Origin of the sequence: Phytopseudomonas dryadis, assembly GCF_004327355.1 — a bacterium.
Lineage (GTDB): Bacteria > Pseudomonadota > Gammaproteobacteria > Pseudomonadales > Pseudomonadaceae > Aquipseudomonas > Aquipseudomonas dryadis.
In genome coordinates this window covers 124,602-144,467 of record NZ_QJUM01000014.1, presented here as the reverse complement: position 1 = coordinate 144,467, position 19,866 = coordinate 124,602, and the positions used below count along the sequence as shown (strand labels likewise).

Annotated in this window: 15 protein-coding genes and 2 pseudogenes; 12 read left to right on the top strand and 5 right to left on the bottom strand. The window is 63.6% G+C overall.

All coding sequences use genetic code 11. The features are described 5' to 3' along the window. Positions 1-445: 445 nt before the first annotated feature. From glyQ to DNK34_RS13780, 11 genes are all read left to right on the top strand, one after another. Positions 446-1,393 (top strand): glycine--tRNA ligase subunit alpha, encoded by a 948-nt coding sequence (gene glyQ / locus DNK34_RS13835; RefSeq protein WP_084303824.1) that lies wholly within the window; start codon positions 446-448, stop codon positions 1,391-1,393. After that, on the top strand, positions 1,390-3,444 hold the full coding sequence (glyS, locus tag DNK34_RS13830) for a glycine--tRNA ligase subunit beta (RefSeq protein ID WP_131177928.1): 2,055 nt from the start codon (positions 1,390-1,392) through the stop codon (positions 3,442-3,444). Before glyQ ends, glyS begins: the two co-directional genes overlap by 4 nt. A gap of 75 nt (positions 3,445-3,519) precedes the next feature. Continuing rightward, positions 3,520-4,050, top strand: coding sequence for a D-glycero-beta-D-manno-heptose 1,7-bisphosphate 7-phosphatase (gene gmhB / locus DNK34_RS13825; protein WP_131177929.1), 531 nt, complete (start codon positions 3,520-3,522; stop codon positions 4,048-4,050). 35 nt (positions 4,051-4,085) lie between these two features. Then, on the top strand, positions 4,086-4,859 hold the full coding sequence (locus DNK34_RS13820; protein ID WP_131177930.1) for a lysophospholipid acyltransferase family protein: 774 nt from the start codon (positions 4,086-4,088) through the stop codon (positions 4,857-4,859). Between the two features lie 232 nt (positions 4,860-5,091). After that, a complete protein-coding gene (locus tag DNK34_RS13815) occupies positions 5,092-5,715 on the top strand; it encodes a CDP-alcohol phosphatidyltransferase family protein (RefSeq protein WP_131177931.1) in 624 nt (207 codons plus the stop codon). A gap of 10 nt (positions 5,716-5,725) precedes the next feature. Then, positions 5,726-7,627, top strand: a complete 1,902-nt coding sequence (locus DNK34_RS13810; protein WP_242675240.1) for a bifunctional alpha/beta hydrolase/class I SAM-dependent methyltransferase — start codon at positions 5,726-5,728, stop codon at positions 7,625-7,627. Then, complete coding sequence (locus tag DNK34_RS13800) at positions 7,627-8,979, top strand: phosphatase PAP2/dual specificity phosphatase family protein (RefSeq protein WP_131177932.1); 1,353 nt, start codon at positions 7,627-7,629, stop codon at positions 8,977-8,979. Before DNK34_RS13810 ends, DNK34_RS13800 begins: the two co-directional genes overlap by 1 nt. Then, positions 8,969-9,427 carry a hypothetical protein gene (locus DNK34_RS13795; RefSeq protein WP_131177933.1) on the top strand — a complete coding sequence of 153 codons (459 nt, stop codon included), beginning with the start codon at positions 8,969-8,971 and terminating at the stop codon, positions 9,425-9,427. The genes DNK34_RS13800 and DNK34_RS13795 overlap by 11 nt, the downstream gene beginning before the upstream one ends. A gap of 10 nt (positions 9,428-9,437) precedes the next feature. Next, on the top strand, positions 9,438-10,058 hold the full coding sequence (locus DNK34_RS13790) for a lysophospholipid acyltransferase family protein (RefSeq protein WP_131177934.1): 621 nt from the start codon (positions 9,438-9,440) through the stop codon (positions 10,056-10,058). Position 10,059: 1 nt separating this feature from the next. Further along, positions 10,060-10,992 carry a phosphatidate cytidylyltransferase gene (locus tag DNK34_RS13785; protein ID WP_131177935.1) on the top strand — a complete coding sequence of 311 codons (933 nt, stop codon included), beginning with the start codon at positions 10,060-10,062 and terminating at the stop codon, positions 10,990-10,992. 159 nt (positions 10,993-11,151) lie between these two features. Further along, entirely contained in the window at positions 11,152-12,603 is a 1,452-nt protein-coding gene (locus tag DNK34_RS13780; protein WP_131177936.1) for a Fic family protein, read from the top strand. Positions 12,604-12,626: 23 nt separating this feature from the next. On the opposite strand, the pseudogene DNK34_RS13775 reads toward DNK34_RS13780, so the two are convergent. From DNK34_RS13775 to dnaA, 5 genes and pseudogenes are all read right to left on the bottom strand, one after another. Further along, a pseudogene (locus DNK34_RS13775) lies at positions 12,627-12,828 on the bottom strand (type II toxin-antitoxin system RelB/DinJ family antitoxin). A 92-nt stretch (positions 12,829-12,920) separates the two neighbouring features. Then, entirely contained in the window at positions 12,921-15,338 is a 2,418-nt protein-coding gene (gene gyrB, locus DNK34_RS13770; RefSeq protein WP_131177937.1) for a DNA topoisomerase (ATP-hydrolyzing) subunit B, read from the bottom strand. A 3-nt stretch (positions 15,339-15,341) separates the two neighbouring features. Further along, positions 15,342-16,444: pseudogene (gene recF / locus DNK34_RS13765) on the bottom strand (DNA replication/repair protein RecF). 142 nt (positions 16,445-16,586) lie between these two features. After that, positions 16,587-17,690, bottom strand: coding sequence for a DNA polymerase III subunit beta (dnaN, locus tag DNK34_RS13760; RefSeq protein WP_131177939.1), 1,104 nt, complete (start codon positions 17,688-17,690; stop codon positions 16,587-16,589). A 35-nt stretch (positions 17,691-17,725) separates the two neighbouring features. Continuing rightward, a complete protein-coding gene (dnaA, locus tag DNK34_RS13755) occupies positions 17,726-19,210 on the bottom strand; it encodes a chromosomal replication initiator protein DnaA (protein ID WP_131199527.1) in 1,485 nt (494 codons plus the stop codon). Between the two features lie 511 nt (positions 19,211-19,721). Here dnaA and rpmH point away from each other — a divergent pair. Next, positions 19,722-19,856 (top strand): 50S ribosomal protein L34, encoded by a 135-nt coding sequence (rpmH, locus tag DNK34_RS13750; protein WP_013793569.1) that lies wholly within the window; start codon positions 19,722-19,724, stop codon positions 19,854-19,856. The last annotated feature ends 10 nt before the right edge of the window (positions 19,857-19,866 follow it).

The window sequence follows — 19,866 nt, the reverse complement described above, 5'->3', positions numbered from 1 at the left end:
CATCATCTCCTCCTTTGGGTTGCTGATCGTCACTGCATCCGTCCAACCTTGCTGATGCGAGCTCGAAGCTCTGGATACCGTTCGGACTTAGCGGATGAGTGTGGAGGGCGCAGCGCAATCTACGTTGCAAGCTCAAGGCTTAAGGGTGGACACGGCTTGCAGCTCCTCCCCCGATGATCAGTCGGGAACCATAGCCTCGTTAAAAGGCTGTAGTCGAGATACAAGGGTGGATGGCGCTCTTTCATCCACCAGAGCAGCGTTACGTCGGGTCACCGCCGGTGGATCGATGAAGCGCGATCCACCCTACGATCAGGCATGGCATGAGTCCCAGGGCCATGCCAGACAACCCGAAAATGACCGCTCAAGACGGCGTGGCATGCGGCCTGCGCCTCGCTTCGGGTATACTCCCCGGCTTTCTGTCGCAGCCCCAACAGGTGAATTTTTCGTGAGCCAGACAACGCCTGCCGTGCGCACCTTCCAGGACTTGATCCTCGCCCTACAACAATACTGGGCCGAGCAAGGCTGCGTGGTATTGCAGCCCTACGACATGGAAGTGGGCGCCGGTACGTTCCACACCGCCACCTTTCTGCGCGCCATCGGCCCGGAAACCTGGAACGCTGCCTATGTGCAGCCCTCGCGCCGGCCCACCGATGGCCGCTATGGCGAGAACCCCAATCGCCTGCAGCACTACTACCAGTTCCAGGTGGTGCTCAAGCCGAACCCGGAGAACTTCCAGGAGCTGTACCTGGGCTCGCTGAAGGCCATCGGCATCGACCCGCTGGTGCACGACATCCGTTTCGTCGAAGACAACTGGGAATCGCCGACCCTCGGCGCCTGGGGTCTGGGCTGGGAAATCTGGCTCAACGGCATGGAAGTCACCCAGTTCACCTACTTCCAGCAGGTCGGTGGCATCGAGTGCTACCCGGTCACCGGTGAAATCACCTATGGCCTCGAGCGCCTGGCCATGTACATCCAGGGCGTCGATTCGGTGTACGACCTGGTGTGGGCGGACGGCCAGTTCGGCAAGGTGACCTACGGCGACGTGTTCCACCAGAACGAAGTGGAACAGTCGACCTACAACTTCGAACACGCCAACGTCGACAAGCTGTTCGAGCTGTTCGATTTCTACGAGAGCGAGGCCAATCGCCTCATTGAACTGGAGCTGCCGTTGCCCACCTACGAGATGGTGCTCAAGGCCTCCCATACCTTCAACCTGCTCGACGCCCGTCGCGCCATTTCGGTGACCGCGCGCCAGCAGTACATCCTGCGCGTGCGCACCCTGGCCCGCGCCGTGGCGCAGAGTTATCTGCAGGCCCGACGCCGCCTGGGCTTCCCGCTCGCCACCGCCGACCTGCGTGATGAAGTACTGGCCAAGCTGGAGGCAGCAGAATGAGTGCGCTCGATTTTCTCGTTGAACTGGGCACCGAAGAGCTGCCACCCAAAGCCCTGAAGAACCTCGGCGATGCCTTTCTTGCCGGCGTTGAAAAGGGCCTCAAGGCCGCTGGCCTGAGCTACAACAGCGCGCGCATGTATGCCGCGCCGCGCCGCCTCGCGGTGCTGGTCGAGCAGCTTGCCACCCAGCAGCCGGATCGCACCGTCAATCTCGACGGCCCGCCGCTGCAGGCCGCCTTCGACGCCGACGGCAATCCGACCCAGGCCGCCCTGGGCTTCGCCAAGAAGTGTGGCGTCGAGCTGGACGCCATCGATCAGAGCGGGCCGAAGCTGAAGTTCAGCCAGCACATCCCGGGGCAGGGCGCCGCCGGGCTGCTGCCGGGCATCGTGGAAAACTCGCTGAACGAACTGCCGATTCCCAAGCGCATGCGCTGGGGTGCGCGCAAGACCGAATTCGTCCGCCCGAGCCAGTGGCTGGTGATGCTGTTCGGTGACCAGGTGATCGATTGCGAAATCCTCGCCCAGAAGGCTGGTCGCGTGTCCCGCGGGCATCGCTTCCATGCCAACCACGAGGTGCGTATCTCGGCCCCGGCCATGTACGCCCAGGAACTGCGTGCCGCCTATGTGATCGCCGATGCCAGCGAGCGTCGTCAGTTGATCGCCAAGCGCGTCGACCAGTTGGCTGCCGAGCAGCAGGGCACGGCCATCGTGCCACCAGCACTGCTCGAGGAAGTCAGTGCGCTGGTCGAGTGGCCGGTACCGCTGGTCTGCTCTTTCGAAGAGCGGTTCCTGGAAGTACCGCAGGAAGCCCTGATCACCACCATGCAGGACAACCAGAAGTACTTCTGCCTGCTGGACGCAGGCGGCAAGCTGCTGCCGCGCTTCATCACCGTGGCCAACGTGGAAAGCAAGGATCCGGCGCAGATCGTTTCCGGCAACGAGAAGGTGGTGCGCCCACGCCTCACCGATGCCGAGTTCTTCTTCAAGCAGGACAAGAAGCAGAAGCTGGAAACCTTCAACCAGCGCCTGGCCAACGTGGTCTTCCAGGCCCAGCTCGGCACCGTCTACGACAAGGCCCAGCGCGTCTCGGCCCTGGCCGGCTTCATCGCCGGGCGCATCGGCGGCGACGCCAAGCGCGGCGCCCGCGCCGGCCTGCTGAGCAAGTGCGACCTGGCCAGCGAGATGGTCGGCGAGTTCCCGGAGATGCAGGGCATCGCCGGTTACTACTACGCCCTGCACGACGGTGAGCCGGAAGACGTCGCCCTGGCGCTGAACGAGCAGTACATGCCCCGCGGCGCCGGTGCCGAGCTGCCCGCCACCCTGACCGGCGCGGCCGTGGCCCTGGCCGACAAGCTCGACACCCTGGTCGGCATCTTCGGCATCGGCATGCTGCCCACCGGCAGCAAGGACCCTTATGCCCTGCGCCGCGCGGCACTGGGCGTGCTGCGCATCCTCATCGAGAAGGGCCTGGATCTGGATCTCGGCGCCACCGTCGACTTCGCCATCCGCCAGTACGGCGGCAAGATCAAGGCCTCCGGCCTGGCACCACAGGTACTCGACTTCATCTTCGACCGCCTGCGCGCGCGCTACGAAGACGAAGGGATCGACGTCTCCGTGTACCAGGCCGTGCGTGCGGTGAATCCGCTGTCGCCGCTGGATTTCGACCAGCGCGTGCAGGCCGTGCAGGCCTTCCGCAAGCTGCCCGAGGCCGAAGCCCTGGCCGCCGCCAACAAGCGCGTCTCCAACCTGCTGGGCAAGGCCGACGGCCAGGTGGCCGCGAGCATCGAGGCGCACTACTTCGACACCCCGGCCGAGTTCGCCCTCAACGCGGCGATCCAGCAGGCCGACCAGGCGGTGCAGCCACTGGCCCAGTCGCGCCAGTACAGCGAAGCGCTGGCCCACCTGGCATCGCTGCGCAAGCCGGTGGACAGCTTCTTCGAAGCGGTGCTGGTCAACGCCGAGGATGCCAAGGTACGCGCCAACCGCTACGCCCTGCTGGCCCGCCTGCGCGGGCTGTTCCTCGGCGTCGCCGATATCTCTGTGCTGGGCTGACGCCCAGCAGCGACAAGCTACAAGCCTCAAGCTGCAAGATGTCTGCTTGAAGCTTGTAGCTTGAGGCTTGCCGCTATGAAATTGATCATTCTCGATCGCGACGGGGTCATCAACGAGGACTCCGACGCCTACATCAAGAGCCTCGACGAATGGCACCCGCTACCGGGCGCCATCGAGGCCATCGCCCGCCTGAGCAAGGCCGGCTGGACGGTGACCGTGGCCACCAACCAGTCGGGTATCGCCCGTGGCTACTACCCGCTGGCGGTGCTGGAGTCGATGCACGCGCGCCTGCGCGAGCTGGTGGCGGAGCAGGGCGGGGCACTGGGGCTGATCGTGCATTGCCCGCACGGCCCGGACGACGGCTGCGATTGCCGCAAACCGAAACCCGGTATGCTGCGCCGGATCGCCGAACACTATGGCGTAGCGCTGCAGGGCGTGTGGTTCGTCGGCGACAGTGGCAGTGACCTGGAAACGGCCCGCGCCGTCGACTGTCAGCCGGTGCTGGTGAAGACCGGCAAGGGCGCGCGTACCCTGGCCAAGCCATTGCCAGCCGGCACCCTGGTATTCGATGATCTGGCGGCGGTCGCCGCACGGCTTCTCACTTGATAACGCAGGCCAGGCCTGCAACGGTAATTGCCCACATGTCGACAGTGCAGTTCCTCAGAGCTTTTCTCTTCTACCTGTTGCTGTCTTCCAGCTCGTTCGTCTGGTGCATCGTCAGCGTGTTCGTCGCGCCGTTCCTGCCGTTTCGCGCACGCTACCGTTTCGTGGTGCAGAACTGGTGCCGTTGCGCGATATGGCTGGCCAAGGTGGTCGCCGGCATTCGCTACGAGATCAAGGGCCAGGAAAACATTCCCCAGCAGCCCTGCGTGATCCTGGCCAAGCACCAGAGCACCTGGGAGACCTTCTTCCTTTGTGCCTACTTCGAGCCGCTGAGCCAGGTGGTCAAGCGCGAACTGCTGTACGTGCCGTTCTTCGGCTGGGCCATGGCCATGCTCAAGCCCATCGCCATCGACCGCAGCAACCCCAAGGCCGCGCTCAAGCAGCTCGCCAGCCAGGGCCGCATGCGCCTGGAGCAGGGCGCCTGGGTGCTGGTGTTCCCGGAAGGCACGCGCATCCCCGACGGCCAGATCGGCAAGTTTTCCCGGGGCGGCACGGCGCTGGCGGTCAACAGCAACCTGCCGGTGCTGCCGGTCGCGCACAATGCCGGTCAGTTCTGGCCCAAGGAGGGTTGGGGCAAGAAGCCCGGCACCGTGCAAGTGGTGTTCGGCCCCTTGCTGTATGCCGAAGGCAGCGGCCCGCGGGCCATCGCCGAGCTCAACGAACGCGCCTTCAACTGGGTCAGCCAGGCACAATGCGAGATCGGGGCCCTGGCACCGCGCAGCGTGCCGGTGGAATCGGCAGAAGCCCTCTGAGCGATCTGTGGATAACCTGTTGATCAATTAATCATTTTTGCCATAAATAAGCTTCAATCGATTGATTTATATAAGCTTTATGCAGCACCCAGATTGTCGATAAATTGGGCATAAGTTTTTCATTACACCGTAACATGACGCAGTTCACGTTCGCCGCCCAGCCGCCGGGAAGCACAACCGGCTAAGCTGGCGGTCGCCGCCTTGAAGCCTCGATGAAACGGAGTTCGCCGCCATGCTTTCGATCTACCAGCTCAAGCCTCGTTTCCAGGACCTGCTGCGTCCCCTGGTGCAGCGTCTCTTCGAACGGGGCGTCACCGCCAACCAGGTCACCCTCGCCGCCGCCCTCGTTTCCGTACTGCTCGGCCTGCTGCTCGCCGTGGCTGTCGACCAGCTCTGGCTGTTCGCCCTGATCCCGCTGTGGATGCTGCTGCGCATGGCGCTCAATGCGGTGGACGGCATGCTCGCCCGCGAGTTCGGCCAGCAGTCGAAACTCGGCGCCTACCTCAACGAACTCTGCGACGTGGTCGCCGATGCCGCGCTGTACCTGCCGTTCGCCCTGCTGCCCGGGGTGTCGCCCGTGCTGGTGGTGATCCTGGTGCTGTGCGCGGTAATCAGCGAATACGCCGGGGTGATGGGCCCGATGATCGGCGTTTCACGGCGCTACGACGGGCCCATGGGCAAGAGCGACCGGGCCTTCTGTTTCGGCGTGCTTGGCGCCGGCGTGGCCAGCGGCCTGCTGCCGCTGACCTGGATCGACGCAGTGCTGGTGGTGATCACCGCGCTGCTGCTGTATACGCTGTTCAACCGCGTTCGCCAGGGCCTGGCCGAGGCGGTTGCCCCCTCTGACTCGGAGTAAGGAAAACCCGATGCGCGACGTTGGCACACATAGCTTCACCACCCATGACGGCGTGGAACTGTTCTATCGCCACTGGGTGGCGGCAGAGGCCACGGCAGCCACGCCACGGCGGGCCATCGTCATGTTCCACCGCGGCCACGAGCATGGCGGGCGCATGGCCCACCTGGTCGACGAGCTGCAACTGGGCGATTTCGACTTCTTCGCCTGGGATGCCCGCGGGCATGGCGAATCGCCGGGCGAGCGCGGCGACAGCCCGAGCTTCGCCACCAGCGTGCGCGACGTGCAGACCTTCATCGACCACATCGCCGCCGCCCATGGCATCGCCACGCAAGACATGGTGGTGCTGGCGCAGAGCGTCGGCGCGGTGATCGTCTCCACCTGGGCCCACGACTACGCGCCGAAGATCCGCGCCCTGGTGCTCGCCTCGCCGGCATTCAAGGTCAAGCTCTACGTGCCCTTCGCCCGCCCGGGCCTGAAGCTGATGCGCGCCTGGCGCGGCAACTTCTTCGTCAACAGCTACGTCAAGGCCAAGTTCCTCAGCCACGATCCGCAGCGCATCGCCTCGTTCGACGACGACCCGCTGATCACCCGGGCCATTTCGGTGAACATGCTGCTGGGACTGTACGAGGCCGCCGAACGGGTGGTGGCCGATGCCCAGGCGATCCAGATCCCCACCCAGTTGCTGATTTCCGGCGCCGACTTCGTGGTGCACCGCAAACCCCAGCAATTGTTCTTCGAGCGCCTGGGCAGCCTGCGCAAGGAGCAGCACATCCTGCCCGGTTTCTTCCACGACACCCTGGGCGAACGCGACCGCGGCCATGCCCTGGCGCGTATCCGGCGCTTCGTGCTGCACAGTTTCAGCGAACCGCTCGACCGTCCTTCGCTGCTCGATGCCGACCGCCTCGGCGCCACCTGCGCCGAGGCGGAGACCCTGGCCGCGCCGCTGCCGAAGAACTCGCCCCGCGACCTTTACTGGCGCGCCACCCGCGCCGGGCTGAAGCTCGGCAGCGGGCTGTCCGCCGGGGTCAAGCTGGGTTTCGACACCGGCTTCGACTCCGGCAGCACCCTGGACTACGTCTACCGCAATACCCCGACCGGCAGCTCGCCGGTGGGCCGGCTGATCGACCGCAACTACCTGAACTCGATTGGCTGGCGCGGCATCCGCCAGCGCAAGGTGCATGCCGAGGAACTGCTGCGCCTGGCCATGGGCTACCTGCGCGAACAGGGTCGCGCGGTACGCATCGTCGATATCGCCGCCGGCCACGGCCGCTACATCCTCGAAGCGCTGGAGCAGGGTGCCGACAAGCCCGATTCGATCCTGCTGCGCGATTACAGCGATATCAACGTGCGCGATGGCGCCGCCCTGATCGAACAGAAGGGCCTGGGCGACATCGCCCGCTTCGTCAAGGGCGATGCCTTCGACAAGGCCGACCTGGCAGCGCTGGATCTCAGCAGGCCGTTGCAAAACGTAGGCGAGGCAGCCGATGCAAGGCAAAAAGAGGCGAAAGAGCGCAGTTTACAAGTGGTAAATGAGCATCTTGAGCCTGTTTTTAACGAAGCAGCGGCAACGCAGGTAGTTTTGCAACAGCCTGCGAAGCCGACGCTGGCAGTGGTCTCCGGCCTCTACGAACTGTTCGGCAGCAACCAGATGGTCGGCGATTCCCTGGCCGGCCTGGCCGAAGCCGTGGAGGAGGGCGGCTACCTGGTGTACACCGGGCAGCCCTGGCACCCGCAGCTGGAGCTGATCGCCCGCGCCCTGACCAGCCATCGCGACGGCCAGCCCTGGGTCATGCGCCGGCGCAGCCAGGCGGAAATGGATCAACTGGTGGAGGCCGCCGGCTTCCGCAAGCTGACCCAGCGCATCGATGAATGGGGCATCTTCAGCGTATCCCTGGCGCAGCGGGTGTCCTGATGGCGCCCGCCGCGATCACCCGGGAAACCGGGCTGTGGAAGCGCGGCGTACTCTGGTTGTTGCTGCTCGCGCCCTTGTTCTTCAGCACCTACGGCTTCGCCAACTGGTTCAGCGCTCAGCGCGACGATGTCGGCAGCCTGGTGTTCGCCTGGGAACGGCACATGCCGTTGTGGCCCTGGACCATCATTCCCTACTGGTCGATCGACCTGCTCTACGGCCTGTCCTTCCTGCTGCCGGCCAGCCGCGGCGAGATGGATCGGCATGGTCTGCGCCTGCTCAGCGCGCAGTTCATCTGTATCGTCTGCTTCCTGCTCTGGCCGCTGCGCTTCACCTTCGACCGCCCACAGCTGGACGGCCTGTTCGGCCTGATGTTCGACGTGCTGATGGGCTTCGACAAGCCGTTCAATCAGGCGCCGTCGCTGCATATCACCCTGCTGGTGGTGCTCTGGGCCTGTTTCGCCCACTACGCCAGGGGCCCCTGGCGCATCGTCCTGCACGTCTGGTTCCTGCTGATCGGCCTTTCGGTGCTGACCACCTGGCAGCATCATTTCATCGACGTGCCCACCGGCATGCTGGCCGGCTTCCTCTGCCTGTGGCTGTGGCCCAGCGAGGGGCGCAGCCCGCTGCTGGCCTGGCGCCTAGCCCGCGATCGCCAACGCTGGCGCCTGGCGCTGCGCTACAGCCTCGGCGCGGCGCTGTGCGGCGCCCTGGCGGTGAACGTCGGCGGGGCGGCGTTGTGGCTGCTGTGGCCGGCCGTGTCGCTGCTGCTGGTGGCGCTGAACTATGCGCTGTTCGATGCCCAGGGCTTTCAGAAACGTAGCGACGGCCGCCTGAGCGCGGCCAGCAACTGGCTGTTGGCGCCGTACCTGGCAGCCGCCTGGATCAACTCCCGGGCCTGGACGCGCAATCATCCGCAGCCCGATGAAGTGGCCGACGGCGTCTGGCTCGGGCGCATTCCTGCACGTGGAGAAGGGCAGGCCTTCGCCGCCATTGCCGACCTGTGTGCCGAGTTGCCCTGCCGCGTAAAAGGAAGGGTCTACCGCGAGCTGGCCAGCCTCGATCTGGTCGCACCCAGCACCGCGCATTGCCTGCAGGCTGCCGTGGCGATCGAAGAACTTCGCCAGCACGGCCCGGTGCTGGTCTGCTGCGCGCTGGGCTATTCACGCAGTGCCACCGCCATCGCGGCCTGGCTGCTGCACAGCGGCCGCTGCAGGAACGTCGCAGAGGCCGTTTCGCTGCTTCGCCAGGCTCGTCCCCGGGTTGTCCTGGGAAACGCTCATTTAGAGGCATTGGAGGGCGTTCTGGCGCAACCCGCCGCCTCCACTCAGGGAGTCGCTCTGCATGGCCAGTGAAATGCAGCTACGACTGGTCGCCGGCCTGTTGCGTCGTGGCAAGTCCCTCGATCGCCTATCCGGCGGCTTGACCCTGCTGGCTCTGATCATCGGCCTGGGGCCTTTGCTCGGCTTCATGGCCCTCACGACCGGAGGTGCGGTTTGCGTCGCTCTGCTGGTCTGCGGCCTGTTGCAGAAGTACTACGCCCTGCGCGTGGCGCTGGATGCCGAGCTATTCGCCAGTCTGGCCGAAGCACCCGAACAGCTCGACAGGCGCACGGCTGAACTCGACCAGGCGTTGCTCCTGATCGGCCACAAGGCCAATCAAGGCTCGCGCTCCTGGGAACAACGCAGCCAGAGCGCGTTGCGCCTGCTGCGTCTTCAGGCCCTGTGGTTCGGTCTGCAATTGCTCATCGCCCTGGCGGCCATGGTGCTGATGCCCTGGCTGTCGAACATTCGATTCGGATAAGGAACCGCCCATGCTCGCTTCACTGGTCGCTTTCATCATCACCTCCGGGGCGCGCCTGCTCACCGGCGCCCGGGCGCTGTGGCTGGGCAGTACGCCGCAGCCGGTGCAGCGCATCTACTACGCCAACCACAGCAGCCATGGCGACTTCGTGCTGCTGTGGGCCTCGCTGCCGGCCGAACTGCGCCGGCGTACCCGCCCGGTGGCCGGCGCGGACTACTGGATGAAAGGCGCGCTACGCAGCTTCGTCATCCAGCGGGTGTTCAACGGCGTGCTGGTCGACCGACAACGCAGCGACCCGGGCAACAATCCGCTGCAGGCCATGCTCGATGCCCTGGAGCAGGGCGACTCGCTGATCGTCTTTCCCGAGGGTACACGCAACCTGGAAGACGGCCTGCTGCCGTTCAAGAGCGGCCTCTATCGCCTGGCCAAGGCGCGCCCCGACGTCGAGGTGATCCCGGTGTGGATCGCCAACCTCAACCGGGTCATGCCCAAGGGCCGCACCCTCCCGCTACCGCTGCTGTGCACCCTGAATTTCGGCGCGCCGCTGGGCATGGGCGAAGAGGAGGGCAAAGAGGCCTTCCTCGAACGCGCCCGCGACGCCCTGCTGGCCCTGGCTCCCGAGGAGGTCTGAGATGGATCGCAATACCTTGCTGTTGTTCGCCGGCATCGGCGGCATCCTGCTGCTGGCCAGCCTGATCGGCTGGCTGCTGAAGCTGCGCGCCGGCCCCGGTTCGCACCCGGTCATCGACAACCTCAACGCCCGCATCAACGCCTGGTGGGTGATGGTGCTGGTGATCGGCTTCGCCTTCCTGTTCGGCAACATCGGCGTGGTGGTGCTGTTCTACTGCGTGTCGTTCTACGCCCTGCGCGAATTCATGACCCTCACCCCGACCCGGCGCAGCGATTACCCGGCGCTGGTCGCGGCCTTCTACTTCGCCCTGCCGATGCAGTACCTGCTGATCGCCATCGGCTGGTACGGCCTGTTCGCCATCTTCATCCCGGTCTACCTGTTCCTGCTGCTGCCGATCCTGTCCTCCCTGGGTGGCGACACCACGCGCTTTCTCGAGCGCGCATCCAAGGTGCAGTGGGGGCTGATGATCGCCGTGTACTGCATCTCCAGCGTACCGGCGCTGCTGACCCTGGAGATCGCCGGCTACGAGGGCCGCAATCTGCTGCTGATCGCCTGGCTGGTGATCGTGGTGCAGATTTCCGACGTGCTGCAGTACGTCTGCGGCAAGCTCGCCGGCAAGACCAAGATCGCCCCCAACCTGTCGCCGTCGAAGACCGTGGAAGGCTTCTTCGGCGGCGTGGCGCTGGCCACCCTGATCGGCGCCTCACTGTACTGGATCACCCCGTTCGCCTTCTGGCAGGCCGGGCTGTTCGCCCTGCTGGTGTGCCTGCTCGGCTTCGCCGGCGGCCTGGTGATGTCGGCGATCAAACGCGACCGCGGGGTCAAGGACTGGGGCCATATGATCGAAGGCCACGGCGGCATGCTCGACCGCCTCGACTCGGTGTGCTTCGCCGCCCCGGTGTTCTTCCACATGGTTCGGTACTGGTGGGGGTGAGGGCTCGAATGGGTAGCGGATAGCATTGTGAGGCAACCCCTGTAGCGATGAGTGACGCCTGCTGATCGCGTACCAAGCATGTGCCTATTACATGCTCCAGAGCGTGTGATTTCTTCACCAGGAATGCAGGTTTAGCCAGCATGTAGGGAACACGAGCCCATGACCGAAGCCGAACTGCTGCAGACCCTGGCCCGAGGCGAAGACAGCCGCCACCAGTTCAAGCGCGACCTGATCAACCCGGATGGCGTGGCAGCGGAACTGGCGGCCATGGCCAATAGCGGCGGGGGCACGCTCTTCGTCGGCGTGGCCGATGACGGCCGCATCGCCGGGCTGGATGCGGCCGCCGTGCGGCGCTTGAACCAGCTGTTCAGCAATGCCGCCAGCCAGCATCTGCGACCACCCGTGCATCCGCTGAGCGAGAACGTGCAGACCGCCCAGGGCCTGGTCATGCTGGTGACGGTGGCCGATGGCTTGAACAAGCCCTATATGGATCTGCAGGGGCGGGTATGGGTCAAGAGCGGCTCGGACAAGCGCCAGGTAACCGCCCGTGAGGAACTGCAACGCCTGTTTCAACGCGCGGGCTTGGTGTATGCCGATGTGGTGCCGGTGGCCGGCACTCGCGTTGCCGATCTGGATGAACAGGCCTTCACTGCCTACTTCAACCACCGCTACGGGCAAAGCAGCGAGCTGGCCGGGCTATCCACGGAACAGTTGCTGCAGAACCTGGGCCTGGGCGATGGGCGCGAGCTGACCCTGGCCGGTTTGCTGCTGTTCGGCCGGCAGCCGCAGCGCTGGCGACCGGCCTTCCAGGTCAAGGCCGTGGCCTTCCCCGGCACCAGCCTGGCCGATAGTCGCTACCTGGACAGCGAGGACATCGGCGGCACTCTGCTGGAGCAGTTCAAGGGCAGCTTCGCCTTTATCCGTCGCAATTTGCATCACGTACAGCGCGGCCGTGGCTTCAATACCCTGGGCGAGCTGGAGATTCCTGAAGCGGCGCTGGAGGAACTGCTGGTCAATGCGCTGATCCACCGCGACTATTTCACCAGCGCCTCGATCCGCATCCTGCTGTTCGCCGACCGGGTGGAGATTGCCAGCCCCGGCCACCTGCCCGACAGCCTGAGTGTCGAAGCCATCCGCCAGGGCCGAACCAACCGGCGCAACCCGACATTGACCGAGCACGCCGCACAGATATTGCCTTACCGCGGCCTGGGCAGCGGTATTCCCCGAGCACTGCGGGAATGGCCACGTATCGAGTTGATCGACGATGTGGCCGGCAACCAGTTCAGCGCCCTGGCCCGGCGACCGGATTCGGAATGGGTGCCAGTCACCCCACCACTCACCGGGGGAGTCACCGGGGAAGTCACCGGGGAAGTCACCGGGGAAGTCGAAAAGCTGCTGAAGGTGCTGCAAGGCGAGATGAGACGTGCCGAACTCCAGGGCGCGCTCGGTCTCAGGCACGAGGATCATTTCCGTAACGCCTACCTTCACCCCGCGCTGGAAGCCGGCCTGATCGAAATGACCATCCCCGACAAACCTCGCAGCCGCCTGCAGAAATACCGCGTTACGGCGCAAGGGCGCGCAGTGCAGGAGGCAGCGAGGAAGAACGACTGATGAAGCAGTGTCCGCCCATCGAACTATAGATCAGCCAGCGCAAGCTTCACGCGCTGAGAAGCTGCCAGACGTTCGCGCAAGGTGCGCGATCAACACCTCATCTTCCTCGCTCATCAGCACCGGACGAAAGGGCAGTTGGCCGCGCTCGGCCACATACTGCAAGGCTTGGCGCATCAGCTCGGAAGGGGTGACGCCGAGCTTTTCCAGCTCACGGTAAGCCCGGATCTTAAGCTCATCGTCTCAAAGCGTCTCGAGCAGCCAAAAGAAAACCCCAGGAGATCCATGATCCACTGGGGTCATACACACCTACACAGGCATCAGACGTCCAGGTTGGACACCGCCAGGGCGTTGGTCTCGATGAAGTCACGACGCGGTTCGACTTCGTCGCCCATCAGGGTGTTGAAGATCTGATCCGCGGCGATGGCGTCTTCGATGCGTACCTTGAGCATGCGACGAACGTCCGGGTCCATGGTGGTTTCCCACAGCTGATCGGGGTTCATCTCGCCAAGACCTTTGTAGCGCTGGATGCTGTGGCGCTTGGTGCTTTCGGTCATCAGCCAGGTCAGGCCGTCCTTGAAGGTGGCGACGGGCTTCTTGCGCTCGCCGCGCTGCACGTAGGCGCCTTCTTCCAGCAGGCTGTTGAGTTGATCGCCCAGGCTGGTGACGGTCTTGTAATCGTTGCTGGTGAAGAAATCGCGGTTGAAGGTGATGTAGCTGGAATTGCCATGGGAGATCAGTTCGACCTCGGGCAGCCACAGGTGACGTTCCTGGTCTTCGCGCAGGCTGGTCTTGTACACCAGGCCGGACTTCTCCATGGTCTTCAGGCGGGCATCGAACAGGGCCAGCCAGCTTTCCATGGCGGCCTTGTCGGCCATCTGCTCGGTGCCGACGCCGGGCAGGTAGACGAAGTGCTCGGTGAGCTCCATGGGGTACAGGCGCGACAGGCGCTTGAGGGTCTTCATCACCAGTCGGTAATCGTTGACCAGGCGCTCCAGGGCCTCGCCGGCGAGCCCCGGGGCGCTCTCGTTGACGTGCAGGCTGGCGTCCTCCAGGGCCGACTGGGTCATGTATTCCTCCATGGCCTCGTCGTCCTTGATGTACTGCTCCTGCTTGCCCTTCTTGACCTTGTACAGCGGCGGCTGGGCGATGTAGATGTAGCCGCGCTCGACCAGCTCCGGCAACTGACGGAAGAAGAAGGTCAGCAGCAGGGTGCGGATGTGCGAACCGTCAACGTCGGCATCGGTCATGATGATGATGTTGTGGTAGCGCAGCTTGTCGATGTTATATTCCTCGCGGCCGATGCCACAGCCGAGGGCGGTGATCAGCGTGCCGACCTCCTGGGAGGAAATCATCTTGTCGAAGCGGGCTTTCTCGACGTTGAGGATCTTGCCCTTGAGCGGCAGGATCGCCTGGGTCTTGCGGTTGCGGCCCTGTTTGGCGGAGCCGCCCGCGGAGTCCCCTTCCACGATGTACAGTTCGGAGAGGGCAGGGTCCTTCTCCTGGCAGTCGGCCAGTTTGCCCGGCAGGCCGGCGATGTCCAGGGCACCCTTGCGGCGGGTCATCTCGCGGGCCTTGCGCGCCGCTTCACGGGCACGAGCGGCGTCGATCATCTTGCCGACCACGGCCTTGGCTTCGTTGGGGTTTTCCAGCAGGAAGTCGGAGAAATACTTGCCCATTTCCTGCTCGACCGCGGTTTTCACCTCGGAGGACACCAGTTTGTCCTTGGTCTGCGAACTGAATTTCGGGTCTGGAACCTTGACCGAGATGATCGCGGTCAAACCTTCACGAGCATCATCACCCGTGGTGGCGATCTTGTGCTTTTTGGCCAGGCCTTCCTGCTCGATGTAGTTGTTCAGGTTACGGGTCAGGGCCGAGCGGAAACCGGCCAGGTGGGTGCCACCGTCACGCTGGGGAATGTTGTTGGTGAAGCACAGCAGGTTCTCGTTGAAGCTGTCGTTCCACTGCAGGGCGATTTCCACGCCGACGCCATCGTCGCGCTGCACATTGAAGTGGAACACCTGGTTGACCGCGGTCTTGTTGACGTTCAGGTACTCGACGAACGCCCGCAGGCCACCCTCGTACTTGAACAGCTCTTCCTTGCCGCTGCGCTCGTCCTTGAGGACGATGCCGACACCGGAGTTGAGGAAGGAGAGTTCGCGCAGGCGCTTGGCCAGGATGTCCCAGCTGAAACTGATGTTGGCGAAGGTCTCTTCCGAAGGCTTGAAATGGATCTGCGTACCCGTGCCATCGGTATCGCCCACGGCCGCCAGAGGGGCCTGGGGAACGCCATGTACGTAGGTCTGCTCCCAGATCTTGCCGCTACGGCGAATGGTCAGGATCAGCTCCTTGGACAGGGCGTTGACCACCGAGACCCCCACGCCGTGCAGGCCGCCGGAGACCTTGTAGCTGTTGTCGTCGAACTTACCGCCGGCGTGCAGCACGGTCATGATGACCTCGGCTGCGGAAACGCCTTCTTCCTTGTGGATGTCCACCGGGATACCGCGACCATTGTCGCGCACGCTGATGGACTCATCCGGATGGATGGTGATGGTGATTTCGCTGCAGTGACCGGCCAGGGCCTCGTCGATGGAGTTGTCGACCACCTCGAACACCATGTGGTGCAGACCGCTGCCATCATCGGTATCGCCGATGTACATGCCAGGCCGCTTGCGTACGGCATCCAGGCCCTTCAGCACCTTGATACTGTTGGAGTCGTACGTTTGGTTTTCGCTCATGCTTCACTCCCGGTGGTCGTGGTCTGGGTGATACGTCCATGTTCCACGTGGAACATGGAAACCGGCGTATCCGTTTGCCAGCCATCCCTCAACAATTCATGGTCTACGCAGGTGATGAACACCTGGCAGTGCAAATCTTCCAACAAACGGCACAAGGCGCGGCGATGCTGTTCATCCAGTTCCGAGGGCAGATCGTCCACCAGATAGATGCATTGGCCACGCTTGGCCTGATCAACCAAATGGCCCTGGGCAATGCGCAGGGCACAAACAACCAGTTTCTGCTGACCGCGGGAGAGGATATCCGCCGCGCTGTGCACACCGAGACGCAGCCTGAGATCGGCGCGCTGCGGGCCAGACTGGGTATGCCCGATCTGCTGGTCACGCGGCAACGACGCCGTCAGTACTTCGCTCAGCGGACGCTCTTTGTCCCATCCCCGGTAGTAGCTCAGGGTCAGCCCTTCGAGCTCGACCAATTCGCTCAGGGTACGTTCGAAAACGGGTTTCAGCAGTTGTATGTAGGATCGCCGATAACCATCTATTTCATCGCTGGCCAGGCACAATTCGCGATCCCAGGCCGCTTGAGAAACGGCGTCAAGTGTACCATGCCGCAGCCACGAGTTACGCTGCTTGAGGGCCTTCTGCAGGCGTTGCCAGGCGGAGAGAAAACGAGGTTCCACGTGGAACACTCCCCAATCGAGGAATTGCCGCCGAATCTTCGGCGAGCCCTCCAGCAAGCGAAAGCTGTCTGGATTGATCAGTTGCAGGGGCAGGGTATCGGCCAGCTGTGCGGCACTGCGGGCGTTCTGTCCGTCGATGCGAATCTGAAATTCTCCCTGCCTGTCGCGGGAAACGCCGAGGTTGCTCTGCCGCCCATCTGCCAGTTGCACCTGGCCAAAAACCGTGCACACCGGCTGCTCGTACTGGATCACCGGCAGCAGGCGCGTACTGCGAAAGGAGCGCGCCAGACCCAGCAGATGGATGCCTTCGAGCAGGCTGGTCTTGCCGCTGCCGTTGGCGCCATAGAGGATATTGATGCGCGGGGAGGGGTGCAGGGTCGCCGGCTGCAGGTTGCGCACCGCGGTGACCGTAACGCGAGTCAGGGACATGAAGCAGGCCGTGGATAAAGGTAACGAACGGAGGGCTGCCCAAACGAAATCAGCTTTGGCTGTAGCGGATCCGGAGGGGAACCGTACATGCCAAAGCTGATTGGAGTACAGCCTAGCCTGTTCAAGGCCAAGGGAGTGGCGATTACAGGCGCATCGGCATGACGACGTAGGCCGAGTCGTCGTTGTCGGCTTCCTGCACCAGGGCACTGCTGTTGGCGTCGGACAGGATCAGGCGAACCTGCTCGGTGGTCATCACGCCCAGCACGTCGAGCAGGTAGCTGACGTTGAAACCGATCTCCAGCGCACCGCCGTTGTACTCGATGGCGATCTCTTCCTCGGCTTCTTCCTGCTCCGGGTTGTTGGCCTGGATCTTCAGCAGGCCGGCCGCCAGTTGCAGACGAATGCCGCGGTACTTCTCGTTGGAGAGGATGGCGGTACGGCTGAACGCCTCGCGCAGCCCCTGACGGTCGGCCACCACCAGCTTGTCGCCCCCACGGGGCAGCACGCGCTCGTAATCGGGGAACTTGCCATCGACCAGTTTCGAGGTGAAGGTGAATTCACCGGTGGTCGCGCGGATATGGTGCTGGCCGAGGACGATGCTGACGCTACCGTCCTGCTCGGTGAGCAGGCGCGCCAATTCCAGGATGCCCTTGCGCGGCACGATCACCTGGTGGCGTTCGACCTGCTCGATGGCGGCCTCCATGGAACACATGGCCAGACGGTGACCATCGGTGGCCACCGCGCGCAGCACGCCGGTCTGGACTTCCAGCAGCATGCCGTTGAGGTAGTAGCGCACGTCCTGCTGGGCCATGGCGAAACTGGTGCGCTCGATCAGGCGCCGCAGCTTGCTCTGCACCAGGCTGAAGGTCAGCGAACCCGGTCCTTCTTCGACGGTCGGGAAATCGTTGGCCGGCAGGGTGGACAGGGTGAAACGACTGCGTCCGGCCTTGACCAGCAGTTTCTGCTCGTCGACACGGATGTCGATCAGCGCGTCGTTTGGCAGGCTCTTGCAGATGTCCATCAGCTTGCGCGCCGGCACGGTGATCTCACCGGGTTCGGCGGCGTCTTCCAGAGCGACGCGCCCGACCAGCTCGACCTCGAGGTCGGTACCGGTCAGCGACAGCTGCTGGCCTTCGACGACCAGCAGAACGTTGGACAGAACCGGCAAGGTCTGGCGGCGTTCCACGACGCCGGCGACCAGTTGCAGGGGTTTCAACAGGGCTTCGCGTTGAATGGTGAAGTGCATGGTCTAGTCCCTTGCCTCGTGCATGAAGTTGCGTATCAAGTGGTCAGTGTACGCAGCAGGTTCTTGTAGTCCTCGCGGATATCCGCGTCGGATTCCCTAAGTTCAGCAATCTTACGGCATGCGTGCAATACCGTGGTGTGATCGCGCCCACCGAAGGCCACACCGATTTCCGGCAGGCTGTGGTTGGTCAGTTCCTTGGACAAGGCCATCGCAACCTGACGCGGCCGCGCGATGGAGCGCGAGCGACGCTTGGACAGCAAGTCGGAAATCTTGATCTTGTAGTACTCGGCCGTGGTGCGCTGGATATTGTCGATGCTGACCAACTTGTCCTGCAGCGCCAACAGATCCTTGAGCGACTCGCGGATCAACTCGATGGTGATGTCGCGGCCCATGAAGTGCGAGTGGGCGATCACCCGCTTCAACGCGCCTTCCAGCTCACGCACGTTGGAACGGATGCGCTGGGCGATGAAGAACGCCGCGTCGTGGGGCAGGTCGACCTTGGCCTGGTCGGCCTTCTTCATCAGGATCGCCACACGGGTTTCCAGCTCGGGCGGCTCCACGGCCACGGTCAGCCCCCAGCCGAAGCGCGACTTCAGCCGCTCTTCCAGGCCCTCGATTTCCTTGGGGTAGCGATCGCTGGTGAGAATCACCTGCTGACCGCCCTCGAGCAGGGCGTTGAAGGTATGGAAGAACTCCTCCTGGGAGCGCTCCTTCTTGGCGAAGAACTGGATGTCATCGATCAGCAGCGCATCCACCGAGCGGTAGAAGCGCTTGAATTCGTTGATGGCGTTGAGCTGCAGCGCCTTGACCATGTCCGCCACGAAGCGCTCGGAGTGCAGGTACACGACCTTGGCGTTGGGGTTCTTGGCCAGCAGGTGATTACCCACCGCGTGCATCAGGTGAGTCTTGCCCAGGCCGACGCCGCCATACAGGAACAGCGGGTTGTATCCGTGCTTGGGGTTGTCCGCGACCTGCCAGGCTGCGGCACGCGCCAACTGGTTGGACTTGCCCTCGACGAAATTGTCGAAGGTGAAGGTGCGGTTGAGGTAGCTGGTGTGCTTGAGCCCCCCTTCGACCTGCACCGTGCGTTCGCTGCGCGCCGGCGCCACGCTGGCGGCCGCCCCGGCCATCGGGTCGAAGCTGGCCCGCGACGGCTCGCTCAGGGCCGGCGGCCGGGCGGGTGGGGCCGGGTTGGCCTGGGGCGCCGGGGCCGGCGCGCTGTGGTAGTTGGATACCGGCGGCGAAGGCGTCAGTACCGCTCTGGGGGCGGAACTGCGCCTGCTGCCTATTAACAGGGAAATGGCGGGAAGCATGCCATTGGCGCGCTCGCCGAGCAGCTCGAGCAGGCGGCTCATGTACTTTTCATTGACCCAGTCGAGTACGAAACGATTGGGCGCGTAGACACGCAGCTCGTCGCCTTCGGCTTCTATCTGTAGTGGACGGATCCAGGTGTTGAATTGCTGGGCAGGCAGTTCATCGCGCAGAAGCTCCACGCACTGCTGCCAAAGTTCCACGGACACGGACATCCCCTAATCGAAAGGCAGGTGAGGCAAAAACAGTCGCCATTGTAGCCCCCAAAAGACGAGTTATCCACACGTAAGAGACAATCAGGCCATGCTAAATCAATACGTTATTGCGCTTGCCAGCCCCATCTGAAAGCTGTGGATAACAACGCCTGGGGACGGGGTACAAGCCTGCGGATAAGCCCTGGCATAACCGCCCTGTGGATAAAAGCACGATCCATCCTCAGCTTATGCCCGGGGGCCACACAGCCACGTCACCGCTTCTGAACAGACTTGTCACTCGCCAGACTCTGCGCCAACACTGGCCTGCATTGACTTATTCACAGCCAGCTGGCTGCCTAAGCATTATTAACACCATAAAACATCTTTAAATATTCTCTTCTTTATATTTCTTATCTGCGTAAAAGGTCTGGTTGGAAATTGACCTGGCCTCCGGCTTTCTCTAGAATCGCCGGTCTCTTAAAACGGGGGCCATTCCGGCCCGTTGTCGATTACCAGGTACCGCACCATGAAACGCACTTTCCAACCCAGCACCATCAAACGCGCTCGTACCCACGGTTTCCGTGCTCGCATGGCTACCAAGAACGGCCGCGCCGTCCTGTCGCGTCGCCGCGCCAAGGGCCGTGCTCGCCTCACTGTCTGATTTTCCAGTC